The 19,887-nt window shown below is 35.2% G+C and carries 12 protein-coding genes; 9 read left to right on the top strand and 3 right to left on the bottom strand.

Translation table 11 applies throughout. From position 1 onward, the window contains the following. Nucleotides 1-703 precede the first annotated feature (703 nt). The 4 genes from HHU12_RS35980 to HHU12_RS29255 all read left to right on the top strand — a co-directional run bounded on the left by HHU12_RS35980 (nt 704) and on the right by HHU12_RS29255 (nt 3,061). Nucleotides 704-979, top strand: a complete 276-nt coding sequence (locus tag HHU12_RS35980) for a DUF6794 domain-containing protein (RefSeq protein ID WP_394353217.1) — start codon at nt 704-706, stop codon at nt 977-979. Beyond that, complete coding sequence (locus HHU12_RS29265; protein WP_169660283.1) at nt 903-1,454, top strand: DUF6794 domain-containing protein; 552 nt, start codon at nt 903-905, stop codon at nt 1,452-1,454. Before HHU12_RS35980 ends, HHU12_RS29265 begins: the two co-directional genes overlap by 77 nt. Before the next feature lie 71 nt (nt 1,455-1,525). Further along, the gene (locus HHU12_RS29260; protein ID WP_169660282.1) at nt 1,526-2,095 is read left to right on the top strand and encodes a hypothetical protein; all 570 of its coding nucleotides are present in this window, start codon (nt 1,526-1,528) and stop codon (nt 2,093-2,095) included. Between the two features lie 216 nt (nt 2,096-2,311). Then, a complete protein-coding gene (locus HHU12_RS29255; protein WP_169660281.1) occupies nt 2,312-3,061 on the top strand; it encodes a DUF4262 domain-containing protein in 750 nt (249 codons plus the stop codon). Between the two features lie 320 nt (nt 3,062-3,381). Here HHU12_RS29255 and HHU12_RS29250 read toward each other — a convergent pair whose 3' ends face one another. The 3 genes from HHU12_RS29250 to HHU12_RS29240 all read right to left on the bottom strand — a co-directional run bounded on the left by HHU12_RS29250 (nt 3,382) and on the right by HHU12_RS29240 (nt 10,096). After that, nucleotides 3,382-5,952, bottom strand: coding sequence for an outer membrane protein assembly factor BamB family protein (locus tag HHU12_RS29250; RefSeq protein ID WP_169660280.1), 2,571 nt, complete (start codon nt 5,950-5,952; stop codon nt 3,382-3,384). 77 nt (nt 5,953-6,029) lie between these two features. Next, nucleotides 6,030-8,348, bottom strand: a complete 2,319-nt coding sequence (locus HHU12_RS29245) for a T9SS type A sorting domain-containing protein (protein WP_169660279.1) — start codon at nt 8,346-8,348, stop codon at nt 6,030-6,032. Nucleotides 8,349-8,458: 110 nt separating this feature from the next. After that, nucleotides 8,459-10,096 (bottom strand): sulfatase family protein, encoded by a 1,638-nt coding sequence (locus HHU12_RS29240; RefSeq protein ID WP_169660278.1) that lies wholly within the window; start codon nt 10,094-10,096, stop codon nt 8,459-8,461. Nucleotides 10,097-10,559: 463 nt separating this feature from the next. Here HHU12_RS29240 and HHU12_RS29235 point away from each other — a divergent pair, with 463 nt between their 5' ends. From HHU12_RS29235 to HHU12_RS29215, 5 genes are all read left to right on the top strand, one after another. After that, nucleotides 10,560-14,327 (top strand): sulfatase-like hydrolase/transferase, encoded by a 3,768-nt coding sequence (locus HHU12_RS29235; RefSeq protein ID WP_205960023.1) that lies wholly within the window; start codon nt 10,560-10,562, stop codon nt 14,325-14,327. Nucleotides 14,328-14,697: 370 nt separating this feature from the next. Beyond that, nucleotides 14,698-16,113: a sulfatase family protein gene (locus HHU12_RS29230; protein ID WP_169660276.1), complete on the top strand. Its 1,416-nt coding sequence runs from the start codon at nt 14,698-14,700 to the stop codon at nt 16,111-16,113. A gap of 492 nt (nt 16,114-16,605) precedes the next feature. Beyond that, nucleotides 16,606-17,091, top strand: coding sequence for a transporter suffix domain-containing protein (locus tag HHU12_RS29225; RefSeq protein WP_169660275.1), 486 nt, complete (start codon nt 16,606-16,608; stop codon nt 17,089-17,091). Nucleotides 17,092-17,314: 223 nt separating this feature from the next. Further along, nucleotides 17,315-17,455 (top strand): hypothetical protein, encoded by a 141-nt coding sequence (locus tag HHU12_RS29220; protein WP_169660274.1) that lies wholly within the window; start codon nt 17,315-17,317, stop codon nt 17,453-17,455. Nucleotides 17,456-18,086: 631 nt separating this feature from the next. Then, entirely contained in the window at nt 18,087-19,724 is a 1,638-nt protein-coding gene (locus tag HHU12_RS29215; RefSeq protein WP_169660273.1) for a sulfatase family protein, read from the top strand. Nucleotides 19,725-19,887: the final 163 nt, after the last annotated feature.

Here is a 19,887-nt window from a genome sequence, read left to right as displayed (position 1 = left end):
CACCTTGTCACGTGCTAATGCTTCGGGATCGTACTCCGTGCATAAGGGACTTGCACCCTCTAGAAGATTGATCTATATTTAGAAAAATATAGATCGTGCCCATTTTGGGCACACACACCAGCTAAAACAGCAAGTTTCGGGTGACGCACCCTCGCTCGCAGTTTAGCCATTACGTTGTAGGCAACGGAGGTTACTCAAAGAAATTGATTATGCATAAAAAAGCAATCGTTATCATTGGAATCTTGATTTTAGTGATATCATTATATTAGATAACAAATTCTGGTTATCATTTAATTTATTATGATGAAACATTGGGATACAATCAACCTACTTTTGGTCACGGTATTCCCTATTACCATATAGTTCTAAAATTCTTATTCTGGCTAATCATGATTTTTAGTGGATTAGGATTAATCAAATCAAATGATCTAGGCTTAATAATTGGACAGATTGGAATTTCAATCTCAGGGATAATATGTTTTGTTTATGTATTTTTATTGACTTTTAGACATATAAATTATTCGACAAATATGGTAGTCAATTCAATGAAACGTGAAATGACATTGTTTGAAAAATAGGAATTAATATATTCACAACCTGTGAAATATTGGACTTTGCTCGGACTTATTATTTCGATATTATTTATGATCAGATTTCAAAAATTTTCAAATAAAAACCCCAGCCCTCAACAATTAAAACGAACATGACAGCCAAACTGATAATTATACTGACTATATTTTCTATGTCGATTTTTGCACAAGTTGATTGTGAGAAATATTCTGACAAATATAATCCGATTGATTTGAATGATGCATTGAATTATCTTGATTGTATATGGAGTAAATCAGATAAGGATTCATTTAAGTCTAAACCCGAAGATGATGCGGTTACTGAAATGCATTTTGGGACAGGAATGGGAATCCGAAATAGTTGGGGGTTATGGAAAGGAGATTCTGATATATTCAAAATATTTTCGTGATTTAGGAATAAATCACCCAGATGATATGTCAAGCATTATTTTGACTTCATTTCATAGGTACTTAAATGACATTGATATTAAGCTTGATGAACAAGTAAAACTCTACAAAGATTATTGGGAGAAATCGAATCAAGCAGAGATTAATAGAAAAAGAAAGGAATTTAATGAGTTTAGCGTTAATGATTCTGTTAATTTTCTATACAATTACGATTATGTATCAAAGGAGCAAGAAGATAAAGACATGGATGATGTTTGTATTGCCAAAGGATTTGTAATTTCAAAAGACTCTGTAGATTTAAGGCTTCAAGTCCGACTTCTTGAAAGTTGTGATGAAAAAGGAATCATTATTTCAAAAAGTAATATTTATATCCAAGAAGGAAGTGAGTGGATAATAAAAGAAAAAGATAAAATCGAGATAATGAAAGTCGGAGAAACTAAATGGACAAATTATGATATTTGGGAAACAATTGACTAAATAATTGTTGGCAACAAATTATAAACGTAAAGCGAGTCATTACGTTGTAGAGCATTAAAGCTAAGATGAAAATGAAAAATAGAAGTTATAGTGAAGAAATAATTTGGAAAGAAAATTCTAGTTTTCAAATTACTGCTGATTGGTCTAGTTTAAAGTTACAAATAGAATATATACCTGAGGAAAAGTTATGGAGTTGGGTTTTATATGATAAATTAAGAGACTTTCATCAGGTAAAAATTGATGAAAGTAATAATGGATGTTTTGTAGATTTAGAAGGAACAAAGGAAAAAGTAGAAGCAGTTTCAAGAGAATATTTAACTAAAGAATTGGTTTCAAATTTTGAAAAAGAAAGCGATTTATTAAAAATTGAATTATTGATAAAAACCTTAAAGAAGGTTGGACATTCACCAATTAGTTCAATGCTTGTTTTAATCCGAAATTTAGGTTTAAAATACTCCGAAGCAAAAGAGTTAGTTTTTGATTCAGATGTATGGAAAGGAGCTAGGGAACAATCTGAACTTTTGGGACAAATGCTTTTTGAAGTTGCTTTACAAGATGCAAATGAAGTAGAATATGATGCAGATGGAAAAATTACATCAGTAACAGTTGATTTGACGGAAGAAAAAGATGAGTCAGATTAAGGCTAAAAACAACGCTCTACAACATTATTAGAAAGTAAATTATCTAACCCATGGGGGGAAGCTAACTACTTTTACACGGTTCGTTGTGTCCTAAGTAGAGAGTAGAAGTTTTTTATAGAATTAATAAAAAAAGAGATGTTTCATACATGTACTTCAATTGATTTTTTGTTATGCCTCTCACTATTTAAATTTGCCTTTTCCAAAAAAAGAAATACGATGCAGATCAACAATTTTATAGATATAGATACTGAAAAGTTAATCAGGAAAAACATCAATGAACATGGCTATCACTTTGGTGTGATTGATGGTGATGAATATCTTCCTGCTTTTACCTTTAGCATAGGTTTATACCAATCCTATCAACACCCTGAAATCATTATTTTTGGTTTACCTCAGGAGGTAATGCAGGTGGCGCTTAATACTATTTGTGAGAACATTAAAAAGAAGAAAGTTTACGCAGAAGGTGAAAACTATGATAATATTCTCAACAAATACCCTGTTCAGATGATAGAGGTACACAAAGAAAATTATTTCAATTATCTGGATTATGTAAGCTATTTTTATGATAACACTTCCAACTTCCCTGCCTTACAAATCGTTTGGACTGATCAGCAAGGTAATTTTCCTTGGGACAAAAATTTCGATGAAAACTGGAAATTTAATCAACCTTTATTAGACAGAAACACTGAGTATAAATTCTATGAGGAAAAAGAATTAGAAATTTATACTACAACCAAAACAAAAGAAGGAAATCCAATTCTGTGGGTTTACCATACGCATGATGGTGATTGGGAATTTCATAGTGAAGAACATCCTGATTTTGAAAATGTACAAATGCTCCAATTAGGTGACTTAGTGAAACAAGATAAAAGCTTAAATGATGTTCATATTTTGAGTTACGGACAAAGTGCTATTCGAAAAGATGTGAATTCTCCTTGGGAATTTGCAGATTATGAAGAGGAGTAGTGAGGTATGAAGAAGGATGAGTAGATTAGTTAAAACTTCCTTTTTTCATTCTGTATTTAAGAAAATGGTTCGTGTTGTGGTTCGTGAGGCAAAAGAACGTGCACCATGACTGAAGTCATGGGCTTTTGGGAAGTTATCCTTTTTTTCGACTGCTATTATAAACTTGTTATGTTTCAATAATTTACAAGTTTTGATATCCATTTTAATTGGGCTAGATAGAAGGTTTCAATCAAAAATTGATTAATAAGTTATCTTCCCAAAAGCCCATAATTTCAATTATGGGTCTACGAAACACACGTTTACTTCTGGCCTAGTACTTATTATTCGATTGCATACAAATACCCATTCTTACATTGGAAAAAGGCTTTGTTTCCATAAACTGCCGGCACTACTTCTAACATTGTTCCCCCGAGCATTGTCTTCCATATTAGCTCTCCTGTATTAAGATCCAAGCAGGTAGCATGCACATGCGCTGAAGAACCAAATATCAGTTTATTTTTTGCAATAACAGATGCTGTAAGGCCACCACCGCCTTTGTACCTCCAAAGTTCTTTACCTCCATCCTCAACATCATCAAAAGCTATAATCTGAGCATCGTATGGTAATTTTGTAACACCTCTGACTATGGAGCCAAAAATTTTATTACTGTATGCTGTCACAGTTCCATTTTGCAGATAACCAGCAGGTGCATTCCAAACCCAATCTATCTTACCATTTTCTATATTTAATGCGGCAATTTGATTTCCACCTTTCTGTACATAAAGGTGGTTTTTATGAAGTACAGGCGCTGCTGAATCTGGAAAACCACCTTTGCCATTTTCCGGGCTTGTTTTAGTTCGCCATTTCAATGTTCCTGTAGTGGCATCGAAAGCAAAATAATACCCAGACCATGAACCAGTATAGATTATCCCCTCAGCGTAAACAGGATTACAATAAACACCAGGAGGGAAACCATGTTGATGCTTTGTTTCTAAAGGAAGGTGTTCTAAAGGTGTGTCTTTTGCTGTGTTATAGCTCCATATTTTCTTGCCGGATGCAGCATCTACACAAAAGAAAAAGCCATCCATATTTCCAAAATAAATGTTACCATCATGAAAGGTTGCACTGACCCACACCTTGCCATATTCTTGTGTTGACCAAACAATACGACCTGTTTTGGCATCAACGGCGTAGTAAGTTCCAGTAGAAGAGTAAGCTTCACCAAAGAAAACTTTATCATAAGCTACAGTAGGAGAAGAAGCCATAATCCCCACTGTTTCAAATTGCCATAACTCTTTAGCAGTTCTAATATCAATAGCATTGACAAAGCCATCAGTGCCTCCAATATATAAAGTATTATCTACCACAACTGGAGAACTTTGTTGACCTCCTTTTGCTTCAGAGGCATAAAATTGATTATCTATATACACACCATCCAAAACGCTGTGCTGCCACACCTTTTCTCCTTGCTCATTAACTTTATACACAATGAAATTTAGGTCAACTCCATAAACTCCCTGTTCTGTTATGCAGAGTTCCGCTGCAAAACCATGATCACTTACCTTTTTTTTCCATTTTAACACTACTTTATTTTGCTGTTCTTCCAGCGCATAAAAAGTTCCACCAAGTGTGGCACAGTAAAGGGTATTATTCTTATAAACAGGAGCCGATTTCAGCCAGTGTTCTGTTTGATATTGCCAAACCAACTGTCCTGAAACTTTCTCTAAACAATAAATATTTTTATTACTTGAGCCAAAATACAGCTTGTCGTTTTGTATCAAAAATTGACTAAAAAGCTGTCTTGATCGTTCTTCTACTTGCTTAACATTGAATGTCCATTTTAATCTTTCTTCAAGAATATGATAGGCATAAACTGCTCCTGAATTACTACCTATATAGATTATATTGTCTTCGATCTGTGGCGTTCCCACAATTTTTCCATCTCCAATTTTAATGGTATTTCTATCACCTGTTTTAAGATCAATGACCATTAATTTTCCTCTATAAGTGATATAAAATAGTTTCTCATTTTTGATGACACCACCTCCAGTAATTCCTTCCTTTTCTTCATAAAACTGATGCATTTTTCCAGTACAAGGATCTATTAATAAAAGGTGTTTTAATCCCACTTTTCTAACAATGAGTTTTTCCAGCGCAATATTTTTATTATTCAACACCTGGCTTTTTGAAATTGGTTTCCCATCTTCTTTATTAAAAAAATAAGGCTGATGTCCAAGCATAAAAACTACTGTGTTTTTTGTGACAATAGCATGTTTTCTTTCACCAGAATTAGCATAATAACTCCCTTTAGGAATAATGGCCTTCCAGCGTATTGCACCACTTTTTTCATCAAGGCAATAACCAATTACATCACCACCTTCTCCCGTTAAATACACCTTCCCATTTTCAATAACTGGTGAAATTTCACAGCCATATGACTTTGGAAATTTCCATGCAACTTTTCCCTGATTTGGCCCTTCATCTATTGAAAAACCTTTTTGCATTGTGTGAGTACCATGATATTGAGGCCAGTCCGTTTTTGAGTATTCCTCCAAGTTGTTATTTTTGGGGCCTTGTTTCTCCTCCACTTTTTCTCCTTTTGTCCAAAGCTTTTCCAAACAATTAAAACCCTCAGAGATTGTGCTCTCTTCTTCAGGATTAGATGTGATCAAAAGCTGATTAGCAATCGGTTCAAAAACTCTCAAATCATATCCCTGATTTGATAACAAACGCCACCACCTATACAACGCTGCTCTTCTTTCGAGTTTGTTCTCTTGGTTTGTTGGTATAAACTGTACTTCCTTTCTCACCTTATCGATATCTGTCAAGCCAGATGAAACAAACAAGTTACTATGCTGACCGTAGCAGATACTGATAGTATTCAAAAGTAAAATGAGTAAATAATATTTCATTGCTTTCGTAAAAAAAGAAAAAGCACCAAATAATATGATGCCCTTTCTGTCGCCCTTATTTTAATTACCTGAAGCAGTTAATTCTTCAGGATTTTGTACGGTTTATTATTCACTTTTAGAATATATAAACCTTTCTCCAATACGGATATATCAATCGATTTCCCCTTCCCTTTACAGCGTAATTTCCCATTGATATCAAATAGAAAATAGTCTGATACATGGCTCAAAAACACTGTTGAACAGGCGGGATTAGGATATACTTTCAGTGTCAATAACGGATCAAGTGATGATATAATGTCATCTTCCTTTTCAATAGTCATTTCACTTCTATATTTCCATATTGTTTTATCTTTTATTGCAGTACCGCCTTCTGTAAGGTATGCTCCATCAATAGCCGCAACCATTGCAATATACCTTCCTGTCACTGCATTTTGAATTGAGAAAGTTGTGGGTGATTCTTCATTAATGATCCACCTGCAATTTCCATCTTCTGTCTCTTTTTCCTTTAATCTTAAATAACGGTCACTGCCATTTGGAGCCCACAGACATTGATTATGAAAAGTATTGACAATCAAATAGGTATTTTCTTCTACTTGTTGAAACTTCCATCTTAGTAAATTTTCGTCCGTAGCTTTAGGAAGGGAAAGTTGTACCCTTGTTTCTGAAGCTGTTTTTTCAGCCTTAATATTAAGGTTGCTCAAATCATTAATCAAAAATACATCCTGAGTAGGCAAACCTCCATCCGGTATAAAATCTGATGCTGGATCTATTGGAATTATCTCTTGACGATTTCCCTCGTCCACAATCATCTTGGCTATTTCTCCAGAAAGGCGCAGGTACCAATCTGTGGGGTAAGTGACATTCTCCCAATTTTCTGAGTTGAGGTGCAAAAATTTCTTTTCTTCTGTAAATTGATCTACAGCAGGAAGCAATTCTTCTTTATTGACACATTTAAAAATTGCTGTTCCTTCATCCACTTCGTCAAAGTTGGCAATCATAAGGTTTTGTACCCCTGCTTGTAGAAACTCATAAGCTTGTGCCCAGAAAAATGTTCCCCCTTCTCTAGGTGTGCCGTTGTATTTTCCGTGAAGGTTGAACCATGAAAAGCCTGGAAAAATTAGAGGTAAATAGCCTATAGACTTTCCTTCGCCTTTTAGTTTATTCAGCCTTATCATATCAGGAATTAAAATTTCGTTGACCCATTCCGTAATTTTTTCCTTTGTCTGATAACGATTAACTAACCATGGTTGAATCATATCAAAGCTCTCATACACTTCCTGCCATTCTTCCCCACCAAAAGCATCTCCAATTCCTTTGTTCCACTTGCTTGGCACACCTCCTATCAAATAGGCAGCATACTTCTCTTGATACTCAGGATGTGAGGGATCATTGAACCTTCTCATCGCATTTAATGTTTCTTCGGCTGTCATTCCGGAAGGTCTATTCACGAACCCCATCCCATAAATTCTTAAAACAGGTTTACCTTCTTTGTGTAAATAGTTTTCATTCTGTATCCAGTTTTTATTATCCACCACATCTTTCCAATCTTCCCACATTTCTTCCAGGTAATCTTTAGGGTCATCTGCATCCGAATTATTGCTAGTAGTAAGATTATAGAAGATACCTATTTTTACCTTCCTCTTATTATAATTCGTATTGGAGTTGGCATCCAACATGTTTTGCATGACTGTGTTTCTAAATGCTTTGAATTTTTCATTATTGGAAAGGGGTTCCATAAACCTTCCCACAAAAAAAGCATTAATACCATAATCAGAAATCCATTGTACATGTGTGTCTGCTGTAGATTGATGAGCATTGGAATATAGATACATTTCTGATCCATCATTTGCTACCAAATCTGTTTTTTCTCTATCAGGGTAGTCCTCTTCGTTCACTAATGGCCAAAGATCAAGTGTAGGATGGTCTTGGTTTTTATTATTTAGAAACCAATGATTCCACCTCTCAATCACACCATCATTGGGAGAGCCAAACCAGCCTTGATAACCGACAGAAAGTCGTGCATCCTCCAACAAAACGTTTTCTTCTATGCTGATCTCTTTTGATTTTTTTTCACTACTTCCAAAAGAAAATGTGTAAAGAACGTTCCCTATTTCTTTTTCAGCAAAAACAACTGTTTTAACCCAAAATGTTTTTTGATTTCCTTCAACTTTTTCATCAACCTTCTGCCATGAAAGCTCAAAAGTACTTCCATTGACTTCACCTATAAGTTTTGAATTATCGGACCACGTTTCTTCCACATTAAGTTCTACTTCTAAAATGACTTCGAAAGGTGTTCCTGAAAATACACTTTGAGAACTTTGAATAGCCGTAATAGTACCCGCATGTGAATGCCAAAAGGACAGAAATAAAAGTAATAGTAAGTAATATTTTTTCATACTGAATCAGATTTTAGAGCATGTTTGAAAGATCTCTTAAGAAAGGCAAGCATTGACAAAGAAGGGTAGTATAAAACTACCCTCTTTGACTTGAAGTATTCACACTTTAGTTATCTGTTTTTCGCATATTTTGATTCAAGGTACTTCTTCAATAATCTTTGATCAATCTCAGAACTATCCTTGTATTTTACTCTTAAATCTGCCAAATCCTTTGTCATTTTCGCCACAACATCTTTATAAGCAGGATCATTATATACATTCTTCATTTCGTGTGGATCATTCTTTCTATCAAATAATTCCCACTCATCTACATCATAGTAGTAATGAATCAATTTGTATTCTTTAGTGATAATTGCATAATGACGTTTTACCATGTGGATTGATGGATATTCATAATAATGATAGTATACCGCTTCTCTATCCCACTCTGCATCATTTCCTGTCAACAAAAGCATTAAGCTTTCACCTTGCATATCAGAAGGTGCCTCAATCTCTGCCGCTGCTAAAAATGTTTGAGCAAAATCAAGATTCTGCACCATTTCCTCATTCGTGATTCCTGGCTTGATTTTATTTGGCCAACGGATCAAAAGTGGAGTTTTAAATGATTCATTATACGCAAAGCGTTTATCGAACCAACCGTGCTCTCCTAAGTAGAAACCTTGATCCGAAGTATAAACTACCATAGTGTTATCAGCAAGATCTTTTTCATCAAGATAATCTAATACTCTACCCACGTTTTCATCTACAGATGCAATAGTGCCTAAATAGTCTTGCATATATCTTTGGTATCTCCACTTCATCAATGCCTTTTCATCCATAGTAGCAAATTTTTCACGGAACTCCTTATTCACTGGCATATACACCTTGTCCCATGCTTCTCTCTGCTCATCTGTCATTCTATCCCTTTCTTTATTGAATGCCTTGTAATCCCAATTAGAACCTTCAGGAATACCCAACGCTTCCATTGTAGCTGGATATAACTTTGAATCACCTGCCCAGTTCATATGTTTCAGAATGTTCATTTCGGCAGTATGCGCTGCAGTACCTCTTCCTTTATAATCATCAAAAAGTGTTTCTGGCTCTTTGAATGTCTTTTTAGTAAACTCTTTGTAATGTTTCTCAGCAGGCAACCATTCTCGGTGTGGGGCCTTATGCAAATACATCAACATAAAAGGCTTTTCTTTATCTCTTTCCTTATCTAGCCAGTCCAATGTCATGTCAGTGACAATATCAGTCACATAACCTTGATAATCTTTTTTGCCCTCATTTTTAGTAATGAAAGTAGGATTGTAATAGTGTCCCTGTCCAATTAAAATCTTAAACTGATCAAAACCCTTTGGATTGTTTCCGAAATGAAGCTTACCGAACATTGCTGTTTGATACCCTGCTGCTTGAAAAATCTGAGGGAAAGTGACATTGTCTTTATTAAATGGAAAGTTATTATCTGTTTTACCATTGATGTGTGAATGCTTACCTGTAAGAATCACTGCTCTTGATGGTGCACAAATTGAATTCGTGACACAAGCATTATTGAATTTCATCCCTTCATCAGCCAACCTATCAATGTTGGGGGTTGAAGTCAATGTATTATCATATGCACTGATGGCTTGATAAGCATGGTCATCAGACATGATAAAAAGAATATTCGGACGTTTTGAAGTTTTTTTATCAGCTGTTTGTTGTGGCTGAACTGCACAACTGAAAAAAGTTCCTATAAAAAGGAGAAGAAGTAAATTTGAATATTTCATACTTAAAAAATGGCTAATCATCTCTTTAAAAAATTAATTAGGTCTGTTTTAGATCCTTGTTCAATTTGTTGTTACAAACGTAAATAAATCCGTTAATTGATTTCTAACATCCTATTAATAGGGGATTAATAGATACCTAGAAACTAATTTATCCTACCCGCCAACAATATCTTTTGTTATTCATTAATAGAATTTTAAGAACCCATTATGCTCTTCGTTTTAGATTTATGCTGTAAGTTCTAGGACAAAATAAATGGAACCTTAATTACGTGCACAATGACTGAAGTCATGGGCTGGTGATATTGGCTCCGACAACACTAAAGTGTTGCCTCCGTTAACACAACCTTCAAGACTTTAGTCTTGGTTAGGTTGCCCTATCACCTGCCCATAGTTTTAACTATAGTGCAAGAAACACAAGTTTACTTTTGTCTCAGTAGTTACAATATTTAAAAATTTATTTGAAATGAAAATGTATCGCTACCAAACAATTACTTTATTATTATTTTTTAGCTTACTATCACCTTCCTTACTTGCACAAGAGAGTACAAAGAAAACAAATCTACTCTTTATCATGACAGATCAGCAACGATTTGATGCAATAAGAAAAGCTGGTAAATTTAATTTTTTGCAGACCCCCGCACTTGATAAACTCGCTGACGAAGGAGCTTATTTTACAAATGCTTATACTCCTTGTTCTGTTTGCGGGCCAGCTAGAACTGCTATTCTTACAGGGCAAACTGTTGAAAATAATGGTGTGAGAAGAAATGATTATGCATACAATAATCCCAATGAAGGTAATTATTGTGACTTGCCTTCTTTTGATCAAGTATTGATTAAAAACGGATATTATGGTGAATACATCGGGAAATATCACTCCCCTATTCATTTGTCAGAGGGGTATTCTGAATTTGAATATACTACGAATAGTAATAATGTATATACCCTTCAAGATAAGCAGGAATACAGCAATCTCATTAAAGCGTATGCTAATGATCATGGTATTAAAGTCGATGAAGATGATTTATTAAGCAGTTTTTTTAAGAACTTCTACACGCCAGATCCTATTGATTCCAGATATAAAAAAGGGGAGGATTACATGAGGCTTGATGTGAACGGAAACCCTATGGTGAAAACGCAACCTGATGAACATGGCAAGCTGAACCTCCCTCAAGAATTGAGCTTGACGTATCATCAGACACAAAAAGTAAGAGAGGCATTGGCAAGGGCTTCTGCACAAGACAAACCTTTTAATATTACCATTTCATATTTCTTCCCTCATGCACCCATGTTGCCTACTGATCCTTGGTATCAAATGTATGCACTAGAAGATATGCCTATTGCTGAAAGTATTAACGACAACATGGAAAACTCTCCCTATATAAACTCCAATAAGCGATTACATATGCCTGAGTATTCTGACCCTGAAATGATCAAATATATGATGTCTAATTACTTTGGATTGATTACGGAAGTGGATCACTTCATCAATGATATTCTGACTGATTTAGAAAAGTATGGGATGGATGAAAATACGCTGATCATTTTCACAAGTGACCATGGCGAAATGTTAGGAAGTCATGGTATGAGGGAAAAAAATGTCTTTTATGAAGAATCAGCTCATATTCCCCTTATTATTTGGCACCCGAATAAAATTAAGCCTACTGTAGTCAACAGCCCCGTTTCATTAATTGACCTCTATCCTACTATTATGGATTACTTGGAAATAGATGAGGACCTTCGTGACGGTCTTTCGCTTAAAGAGGTGATAGAAGGAGAAAAGCAAAGAAAATATGCAGTAACGGAATGGGATTTTAATGGTGATACTCAACCAAACTATATGGTAATCACTGATGATGGATGGAAATTAATTACTTCTTATGCAACCAATAAGCCGGAACTGAACGCATTGTACAATTTGAATGATGATCCTTTGGAAATGAAGAACCTTTTAGGAACAAACCCCAACCGTTTTTCTTATAAATCACAAGTGGAACGATTACAAGGTTACTTGATTGAATGGTTAGAAAACACAGGATCTTCAAGAGCTAACATCATCAAAAATAAAGAACTGATTTCAACGAACAGTGTCAATTTTATTTCACAATCTGTCCCTCACTCCTTATCCACAGATACTACTTTAAATGCCTATGTTTCTTTTCAGAATAATACAGATAAAACATGGAAGGCTGGAAGTGAAGTGGTCTTAAAAAACAATACAACGGTAGCATGGACTACTCAAACAAGCTTTGAACTAGAAGAAGATGTAGCACCTTTTCAAGGATATACTTTTGCTTTAGAAATAACAACGCCTGACAAAAGCGGGCTTTATGATTTTCAGTGGAAACTAAGTAGTAAAACTTCTGCTTGGAGCGATGTGCTTTCTCCCAAAATGACCCTTTCTGTCGGTGATCATTCTATGTATGAAAATCAACTCACTTATAAGATGATGATGGGGTATCAAGGGTGGTTTTTGGCCAAAGAAGATAGCTCGGGTTTTGGAAAATGGAGACATTGGTTTACCTCAAATACAAACAGTTCTGTAGATGATCTTGGGATTGATTATTATCCTGATATGTCGGAATACACAGACACTTATGAGATAGACATGACCATGAAAAATGGGGAAAGTGCAAAAGTGTTCTCTTCGCATGATTTGAGTACTACCATGAAGCACTTTGAGTGGATGAAAACCTATGATATTTATGGTGTCTATCTTCAACGTTTCCTCAATCCCCTTTCCAACCCTGCCATGTTTAAGGTGAGAAATGACATCTTGGATAATGTAATCACCGCTTCTGCTACGCATGATAGACATTTTGCGGTGATGTATGACCTTTCTGGTACGGCTGATGATGGAGAATTATTTAATAAACTGATCACTGATTGGGAATATATTGTTGACCAGCATAAAATTTTAGAGCAAGAAGAATATGTGCGTCAAGAAGGAAAACCTGTGATTGGTCTTTGGGGAATCGGTTTTAAAGATAGAGGACTGAAAGTAGAGACATTCCAAAAGATTATTGATTACTTCCATAAAGACGCCGATCCAAAATACCAAGCGTATATTTTAGGAGGTATACCGGATGGATGGAGAACATTGTCACGTTCTTCTGACACAAACGAGGGATGGGCCAATATCTACAGACAATTGGATATGATTTCACCTTGGTCGGTGGGTCGATACAATAATGAAAGTAGTATGGACAAGTGGAACCGTGAGTATATTCAGCCTGATTTGGCAGAATGTATGGACAACAATATTGACTATATGCCTGTGGTATGGCCTGGTTTCTCATGGCTCAATATCAAACAAGGTGCACTTAATCAAATTCCTCGTGATGGCGGTGAGTTCCTTTGGAAACAAGTCTATAATGCACTGGATGCAGGAAGTCGATTCTTATATATAGCCATGTTTGATGAAGTGGATGAGGGAACTGCAATGTTTAAAATGGTGACCAATAGAGAAGGTCTTCCAGTGGAAGCAAAAGACCGCTTAGTGACGTTGGATATGGATGGCTACCCTTGTGAAAATGACTGGTATTTGAGACTGGCGGGTGCATCACAAGACATGCTAGAAGGTAAAATAGCCCTTTCAGAAAATATTCCGATTTCATATGCTTCTCCTTATTATCAAGCTCAATTTATTGATCAAGATGTGGACTCGGTCATGCAAATCGGCAAAGCAAATACTGTCAATGTTAGAATGAAAAACACAGGTACAACCGTATGGACTTCAGAGGATACTCACCTAGGTAATAAGGGAGGTTTACATTGGGTTCAAAATAAAATACATCTGAATGAAGGAGAAGTAATAGCACCTAACCAAGTGAAAAGTTTTGAATTTGGGGTAGCAACCACTGAAGGTCTCGATGAAGGTAACCTCCGTTTTCAATGGCAGATGTTCCAAAACGATTCTTCTTTTGGTGAACTAAGTGATAGTGTGATTATAAAATTACAGAAAGATGATATTCTAAGTATCGACGATGGAAATACGCTTCAAGTAAAAGCCTATCCAAATCCTACAAATGGTAATGTGATCTATATTGAGCATTCTTTCAATACTTCTCAAAAAACATTACCTATTGCGATTTACAATACGCAAGGGCAATTACTCTATCATTCACAGGTGAACAATACGCCTAAAATTACACTCCCTATTCCTGCTAAATTACCTTATGGAATGTATTTCCTACGTATTGGTGATACATTGATCCGATTTGTGTATTCATGATTAAGGGATTTTGAGTTAAGAGTTAAGAAAAGTGGATTGTGTTCTAATCCATTAGGTAATCTTGTAGAACGTAGATTTCATTTGTAGGGGACGTTGTATTGCGACGTCCTCACGAACAACATTAACTCTTCATTCTTAACTCTTAACTAAAAAATATCCTATTACATCTATTCCAGTACTTAAGTACTAGGACAAAAGAAAACGGACATTTTATCTTACCTTTTTTATCCTACTCTTCGTTAGATTTTTATCGCGTAACTAAGGCTATGCTCTGCAAATCTGCCTCGATTAGAATAAAAAATATTAACCTAAAATTATCCCTTTTCTTATGTCCTAGTACTTATTAAAAACCTATTAAAATAAAATATTTATGTGGCATAAAGCAACACTTATCATCAGCTTAGTTCTAAGCTTTACAACTTCAAATTTCGCTCAAGATCAAAAACCAAATGTTATCCTCTTCTTTGCAGATGACTTTGGCTATGGATCTACCAATGTCTACGGTGCTCCAAAAGATCTAATTCAAACTCCTCACATCAATCAACTAGCCAAAGAAGGTATTCATTTCACCAATGCATTTACCACAGGATCAGTCTGTTCCCCTACAAGATATGGACTACTTACGGGTGAATACTCTTGGCGAACTAGAATGAAGAAAGGAGTGGTCAGCCCTTCAGATCCATCACTGATTGATGCAGACAAAAAGACTTTACCTGACTATTTAAAGTCGCTTGGGTATACAACAGCGGTAGTAGGAAAGTGGCATTTGGGTTATAAAAAGGAAAAATTTAAAAACCTTCTTGGTAAAATTGAAATGGGCCCTAATGCTCATGGTTTTGATTACAGCTTTACGGTTCCCAACAACCTTGATGACGTCCATAAGATTTATATTGAAAACGATGAAATTTACGGACTCAGATCAGATAAAATTTCTCCTTACGGCAAATCATTTTACGGAAAACAATACGCCGGTTATGATGCCCCTCAAAGAGTAACAGAGCAAGTGATGAATGACCTTACTCAAAAATCCATTGATTGGTTAGAAACAGTAGAAAAAGACCAGCCTTTCTTTTTGTACTTTTCATCAGTAGCGGTCCACCACCCTATTACGCCAAGTCCTGAAATGAGAGGAAAAAGTGAGGCAGGTGCCTATGGTGACTTCATTCAAGATATAGACCGCTGTTTAGGGCTACTGATTGATTACTTAGAAGAAAAAGGATTGAGAGAAAATACAATCATTCTCTTTACTAGTGATAACGGAGGTGATATCCCAAATAAAAAACAAGTGATGCCTGAAAACTTTGCCATGAACAAAGGACTAAAAATCAATGGAGATTACCGTGGAGACAAACATACTATTTGGGATGGTGGCTTCAGAGTGCCAATGATCATCAACCACCCTAACAAAATCAAGAAAAACACTTCTTCGGATGCCATTGTCAGCACTGTGGATGTCTATGCCTTCTTAGCAGATTATATTGATAAAGGAAAAAATATTACTTCAAAAGATGCTATTGATAGCTCTAGCTTTATGGATGTTATCAATAATAAGAAAAGTAAGTATGAAAGACCTGCTCTAATTCACAGAGACGCTAGGGGTAGAAAAGCCATCCGAACAACGGAATGGAAATACATCGAGGCTAAAAACCCTAATTCAAAAAATAAAGACGATCACGCTCAACTTTACCGCATTGATGAAGATTTTGCTGAGGAAAAAAACGTGATTGGGGAATTTGTGGAGAAGGCAGAGGAGTTAAGGGGGATGTTGGAGGAAAAGGTGGAGTAAAGTAAATCTCATCTTAAGAGAATAATAAGTGATAGCTTATTTTTTATTTTCTTACCAACCCCATCCTAAAAAAATCACAAAGACATTAATAGTTCTCCCATTTGTATCACTTTTGGGAGAACTACTCTCTTCTTACTCACTCCTTAAAAACAAAAGTAATCTTGTACATTACAACAGATCATTTAACGGTATTTTTACATTCAATTAAAAAATAAGAATGGGAGACTTTTTGATCCTACCTCTACAATCAATACATAAAGACTTGATAATTAGATATTAAAATAAAATTTAAACAAATCTTAAAATACAAACCCTTATTTCCATCACGCCCGTTATACTAAACAGATTCCAGAAAAGGAATTAAATTTTAAAATCAAAAATAAATCAATCGTTCGATTTAATACATGCAAATTTAATTTCTATATTCTCTGAATATCTACACTACGAAAAAGACTTTATATCACATACAAAATAACTTAATACCTTTAATTCATGAAAAGTAAAATTGGAATTGGATTAGTAATCGTGGGCTTCCTTTGCCCAGTGTTTGGCCTCCTTGTACCTTTCTTGGGGTTAGACAGCACTACCACAACAGCATTAGTAGCCTTTTTGATGGTAGGTGGACCAGAAGTATTCTTCGTCCTTGGCGGATTATTAGCCGGTAAAGAAGGAGTGCTTCTAGTCAAGAACAAGATAAAAAAATTCATTGGACTGCCGGAAGGTGAATATCCTGCCAGCAAAACACAATACAAAATTGGTGTTGCTTTAATCTTAGTTTGGTTTCCCCTCACATTAGTCGCAGGTTATGTCCCTAATTTATTCGACTTCCCTTTGATTAAAGAAAACCTTTTCTGGATTGCTCTTGCAGGCGATATCACACTTGTAGTTGCTATTTTTGGCTTAGGCGGTCATCAAATGATCACAAAGATAGGTTCGGTTTTCAAGTGGGAACAATGGGAATTACCGAATAGAAATTAATGAAAATCACACCGATTTTCACCCTCCTTTAAAAATAAGAATATACTGTATTTCATAAAATAAAAATAGTACTGATACATATCATATACATGGATCACTATGCCTAAATATTTATTCATACGATCGATTTAAAAATGAAAGAAATAACCACAAATAAGGAAAACAAGGAGCAATTAAAGTTTGAAGCTTCGGAAAAAAGAAGTGAGAAGAATTAAATGCACATATGACTCCTCAGTTCGATGGCGTGAAAATGTACGTTGAACATGTTACGGCAAAATATCGTGTAGCTTATGTTGGTAATCCTGAGGCATGTTATGTTCCAGATCCGGATATCGCAGAGATGAGAGCATTAACAGGACAATAGTTTAACACCTGAAAATAGAGAATGGTGGAGAAAGCATAAAAATATGCACCTTAGAGGGGCCAACTATTAAAAATAATTTCTTTACCTCTATAACCTCTATACCTTTCAGCGTAATGCTGAAGGGTATTTTTTTTACTGAGTAAAAAAGAGACTCACAAATCTCGCAAGCCTCTTTCACTATAACTATTATTACAAGTAATCTTTGTTGACGTAATGCAAGTAGTAGGACAAGTGGAAACAGATGTTTTGAATGAAGAATTAAGAGGGAAGAATGAAGAATTATGGTTCTTGATGTGGCTTAATAACCACCATAAAAACCATTTTACGAACCATAATTCTACATTCTTAATTCTTCATTAAAAAAGTTCCATAACTTTTGTCACAGTACTTATTAAACATTGGGAGTTCTAATACTCCAAACAATGTCTATATCTTATAATTCAAATTTAGAGAATAGGCTTAATGAATGTTTATTTTGACATTAATTCTGCATTAATCACAATAAAAAATGCATTATTCAATACATTAATCGTTAATTAAGACCTTGTTAAGCACAGTAGATAACTTTAGAGCATAATATTTTTTGGGGCCATGGTATTGGCCTTTGGTTGGGTTTATTAAAAAAGTTGAAATGAAAGTATTAACTAAAATCTTTATCTCAATAAGTCTAATTATCAGCATACAATGTGTGGCACAAAAAAGGCCGAATATCATTTATATTGTAGTAGATGACATGAGTCCTTTTCCAATGGATAAAGAAGAAAAAGGAGAGACTAGAACATTTGGGTTTTGTGGTGAGCAACATGTACTCACTCCATTTATAGATCAATTAGCTGAAGAAGGGATTGTTTATAAAAATGCCTATGTATCTTCATCGGTTTGCTCACCGAGTAGATATACTGCACTTACAGGGAGATATGCCGGAAGATGTACCGGACCACAATTTATGAGATTGCATCCTGAGGGAAGAATGACGAGGGTTGAAAATAATACGGAACTTGAAGATGGCCGATTAAACGTAGCTAAAATTCTACAGTCAAATGGTTATAAAACTGGTTTTGTGGGGAAAAGTCATATTGTAGAACACAATAAACTAAACCGTAAAAAATACAGTGAGAATGGTTTTGAAGAGTATGAAAAAACGGATGATATCAAAGATCCTGAAGTCACAAAAGCCATGGCGCACAACCATAAAAAATGGACTGAAATGATCAAGCAAAGAGGGTTTGATTATGCAAACGCAGTCTACGGTGGCAATCTTCTGGAGCTTCACTCTAAATCAGCTAACGTACACAATATTGAATGGACAACTTCTGCAGCTTTGGAATTTATTTCAGAAAGCAGTGATCAACAAGAGCCATTCTTCTTGTATTATGCCACAACTGTTCCTCACGGTCCTGAACCATGGAGAAAAGTAAAAGATAAATATCAATTTGGTTTGGATGCCGATCCTAACGTAACGGGTGAGGGATATATTGAGAAGGATTATAGCTTTATGCCTGAACGTGGTGATATTAAAAACGAAGTCTTTGCAGATGAAAAATTAAGAAAGGATCAGGCTTGGATCAGATGGTTTGATAGAAGCGTGGAAGCAATTGTCACAAAGCTTAAAGAAGAAGGGCAGTATGAAAATACTCTTATTGTGATCACATCTGATCATGGTGCTTATAATTATGGTAAAACGACATTGTATGAAACAGGTGTGAAAATACCTTTAATGATGCACTGGCCAAAAGGCATTCCTTCAGAAAGTACTTTCAATGGCTTAGTACAGAATATTGACTTTGCACCTACATTTCTTGACCTTGCGGGCGTGAAAGTTAAAAAAGATATGGAAATGGACGGCAACAGCCTAACACCATCTTTCAAAAACCCATCAGCAAAAATTCATGATTACTTATTTTTTGAGCTCGGTTTTGCTAGAGGAATCCTTGCTGAAAACTGGAAATATATTGCAGTAAGGTATCCCAATAATATCAAAGCAAAAATAGCAAAAGGAGAAACTTTCAAAGGATTTAAAAATGAAGTTATTCCCGAGCCTTTTTACACCAGAAATCAGCACCTTGGACATCATGCCAGCAGTCATAATCCATTGTACTTTGTAAAAGATCAGCTTTTCAACCTTGAAAATGATCCAAAAGAAACAAAGAACTTATTTATTGAAAACCCTGCAAAAGCAAAAGAACTCCGCCTGATTTTACGCGAAGCTTTATTGTCTTTTGATGATCGTCCGTTTGATGAATTAACGAAAAAAGACTTCTTTCAATAAAAAATAAAAGAAAGTAAAACAACCTCGATACCTGATCCAAAAAAGTAATTTATGGATCAGGTATTTTTTTGTAAGTAGCTGATCATAATTAAATATAGTTTATAAATGTAGAATGAATTGATCTCAGGTAAGGCAAAATTTACAGTCCTAGCCATAGCTAAGA

It is taken from the genome of Flammeovirga aprica JL-4 (assembly GCF_012844305.1).
Taxonomy (GTDB): Bacteria; Bacteroidota; Bacteroidia; order Cytophagales; family Flammeovirgaceae; genus Flammeovirga; species Flammeovirga aprica.
This window is presented reverse-complemented; position numbering and strand designations above follow the sequence as displayed.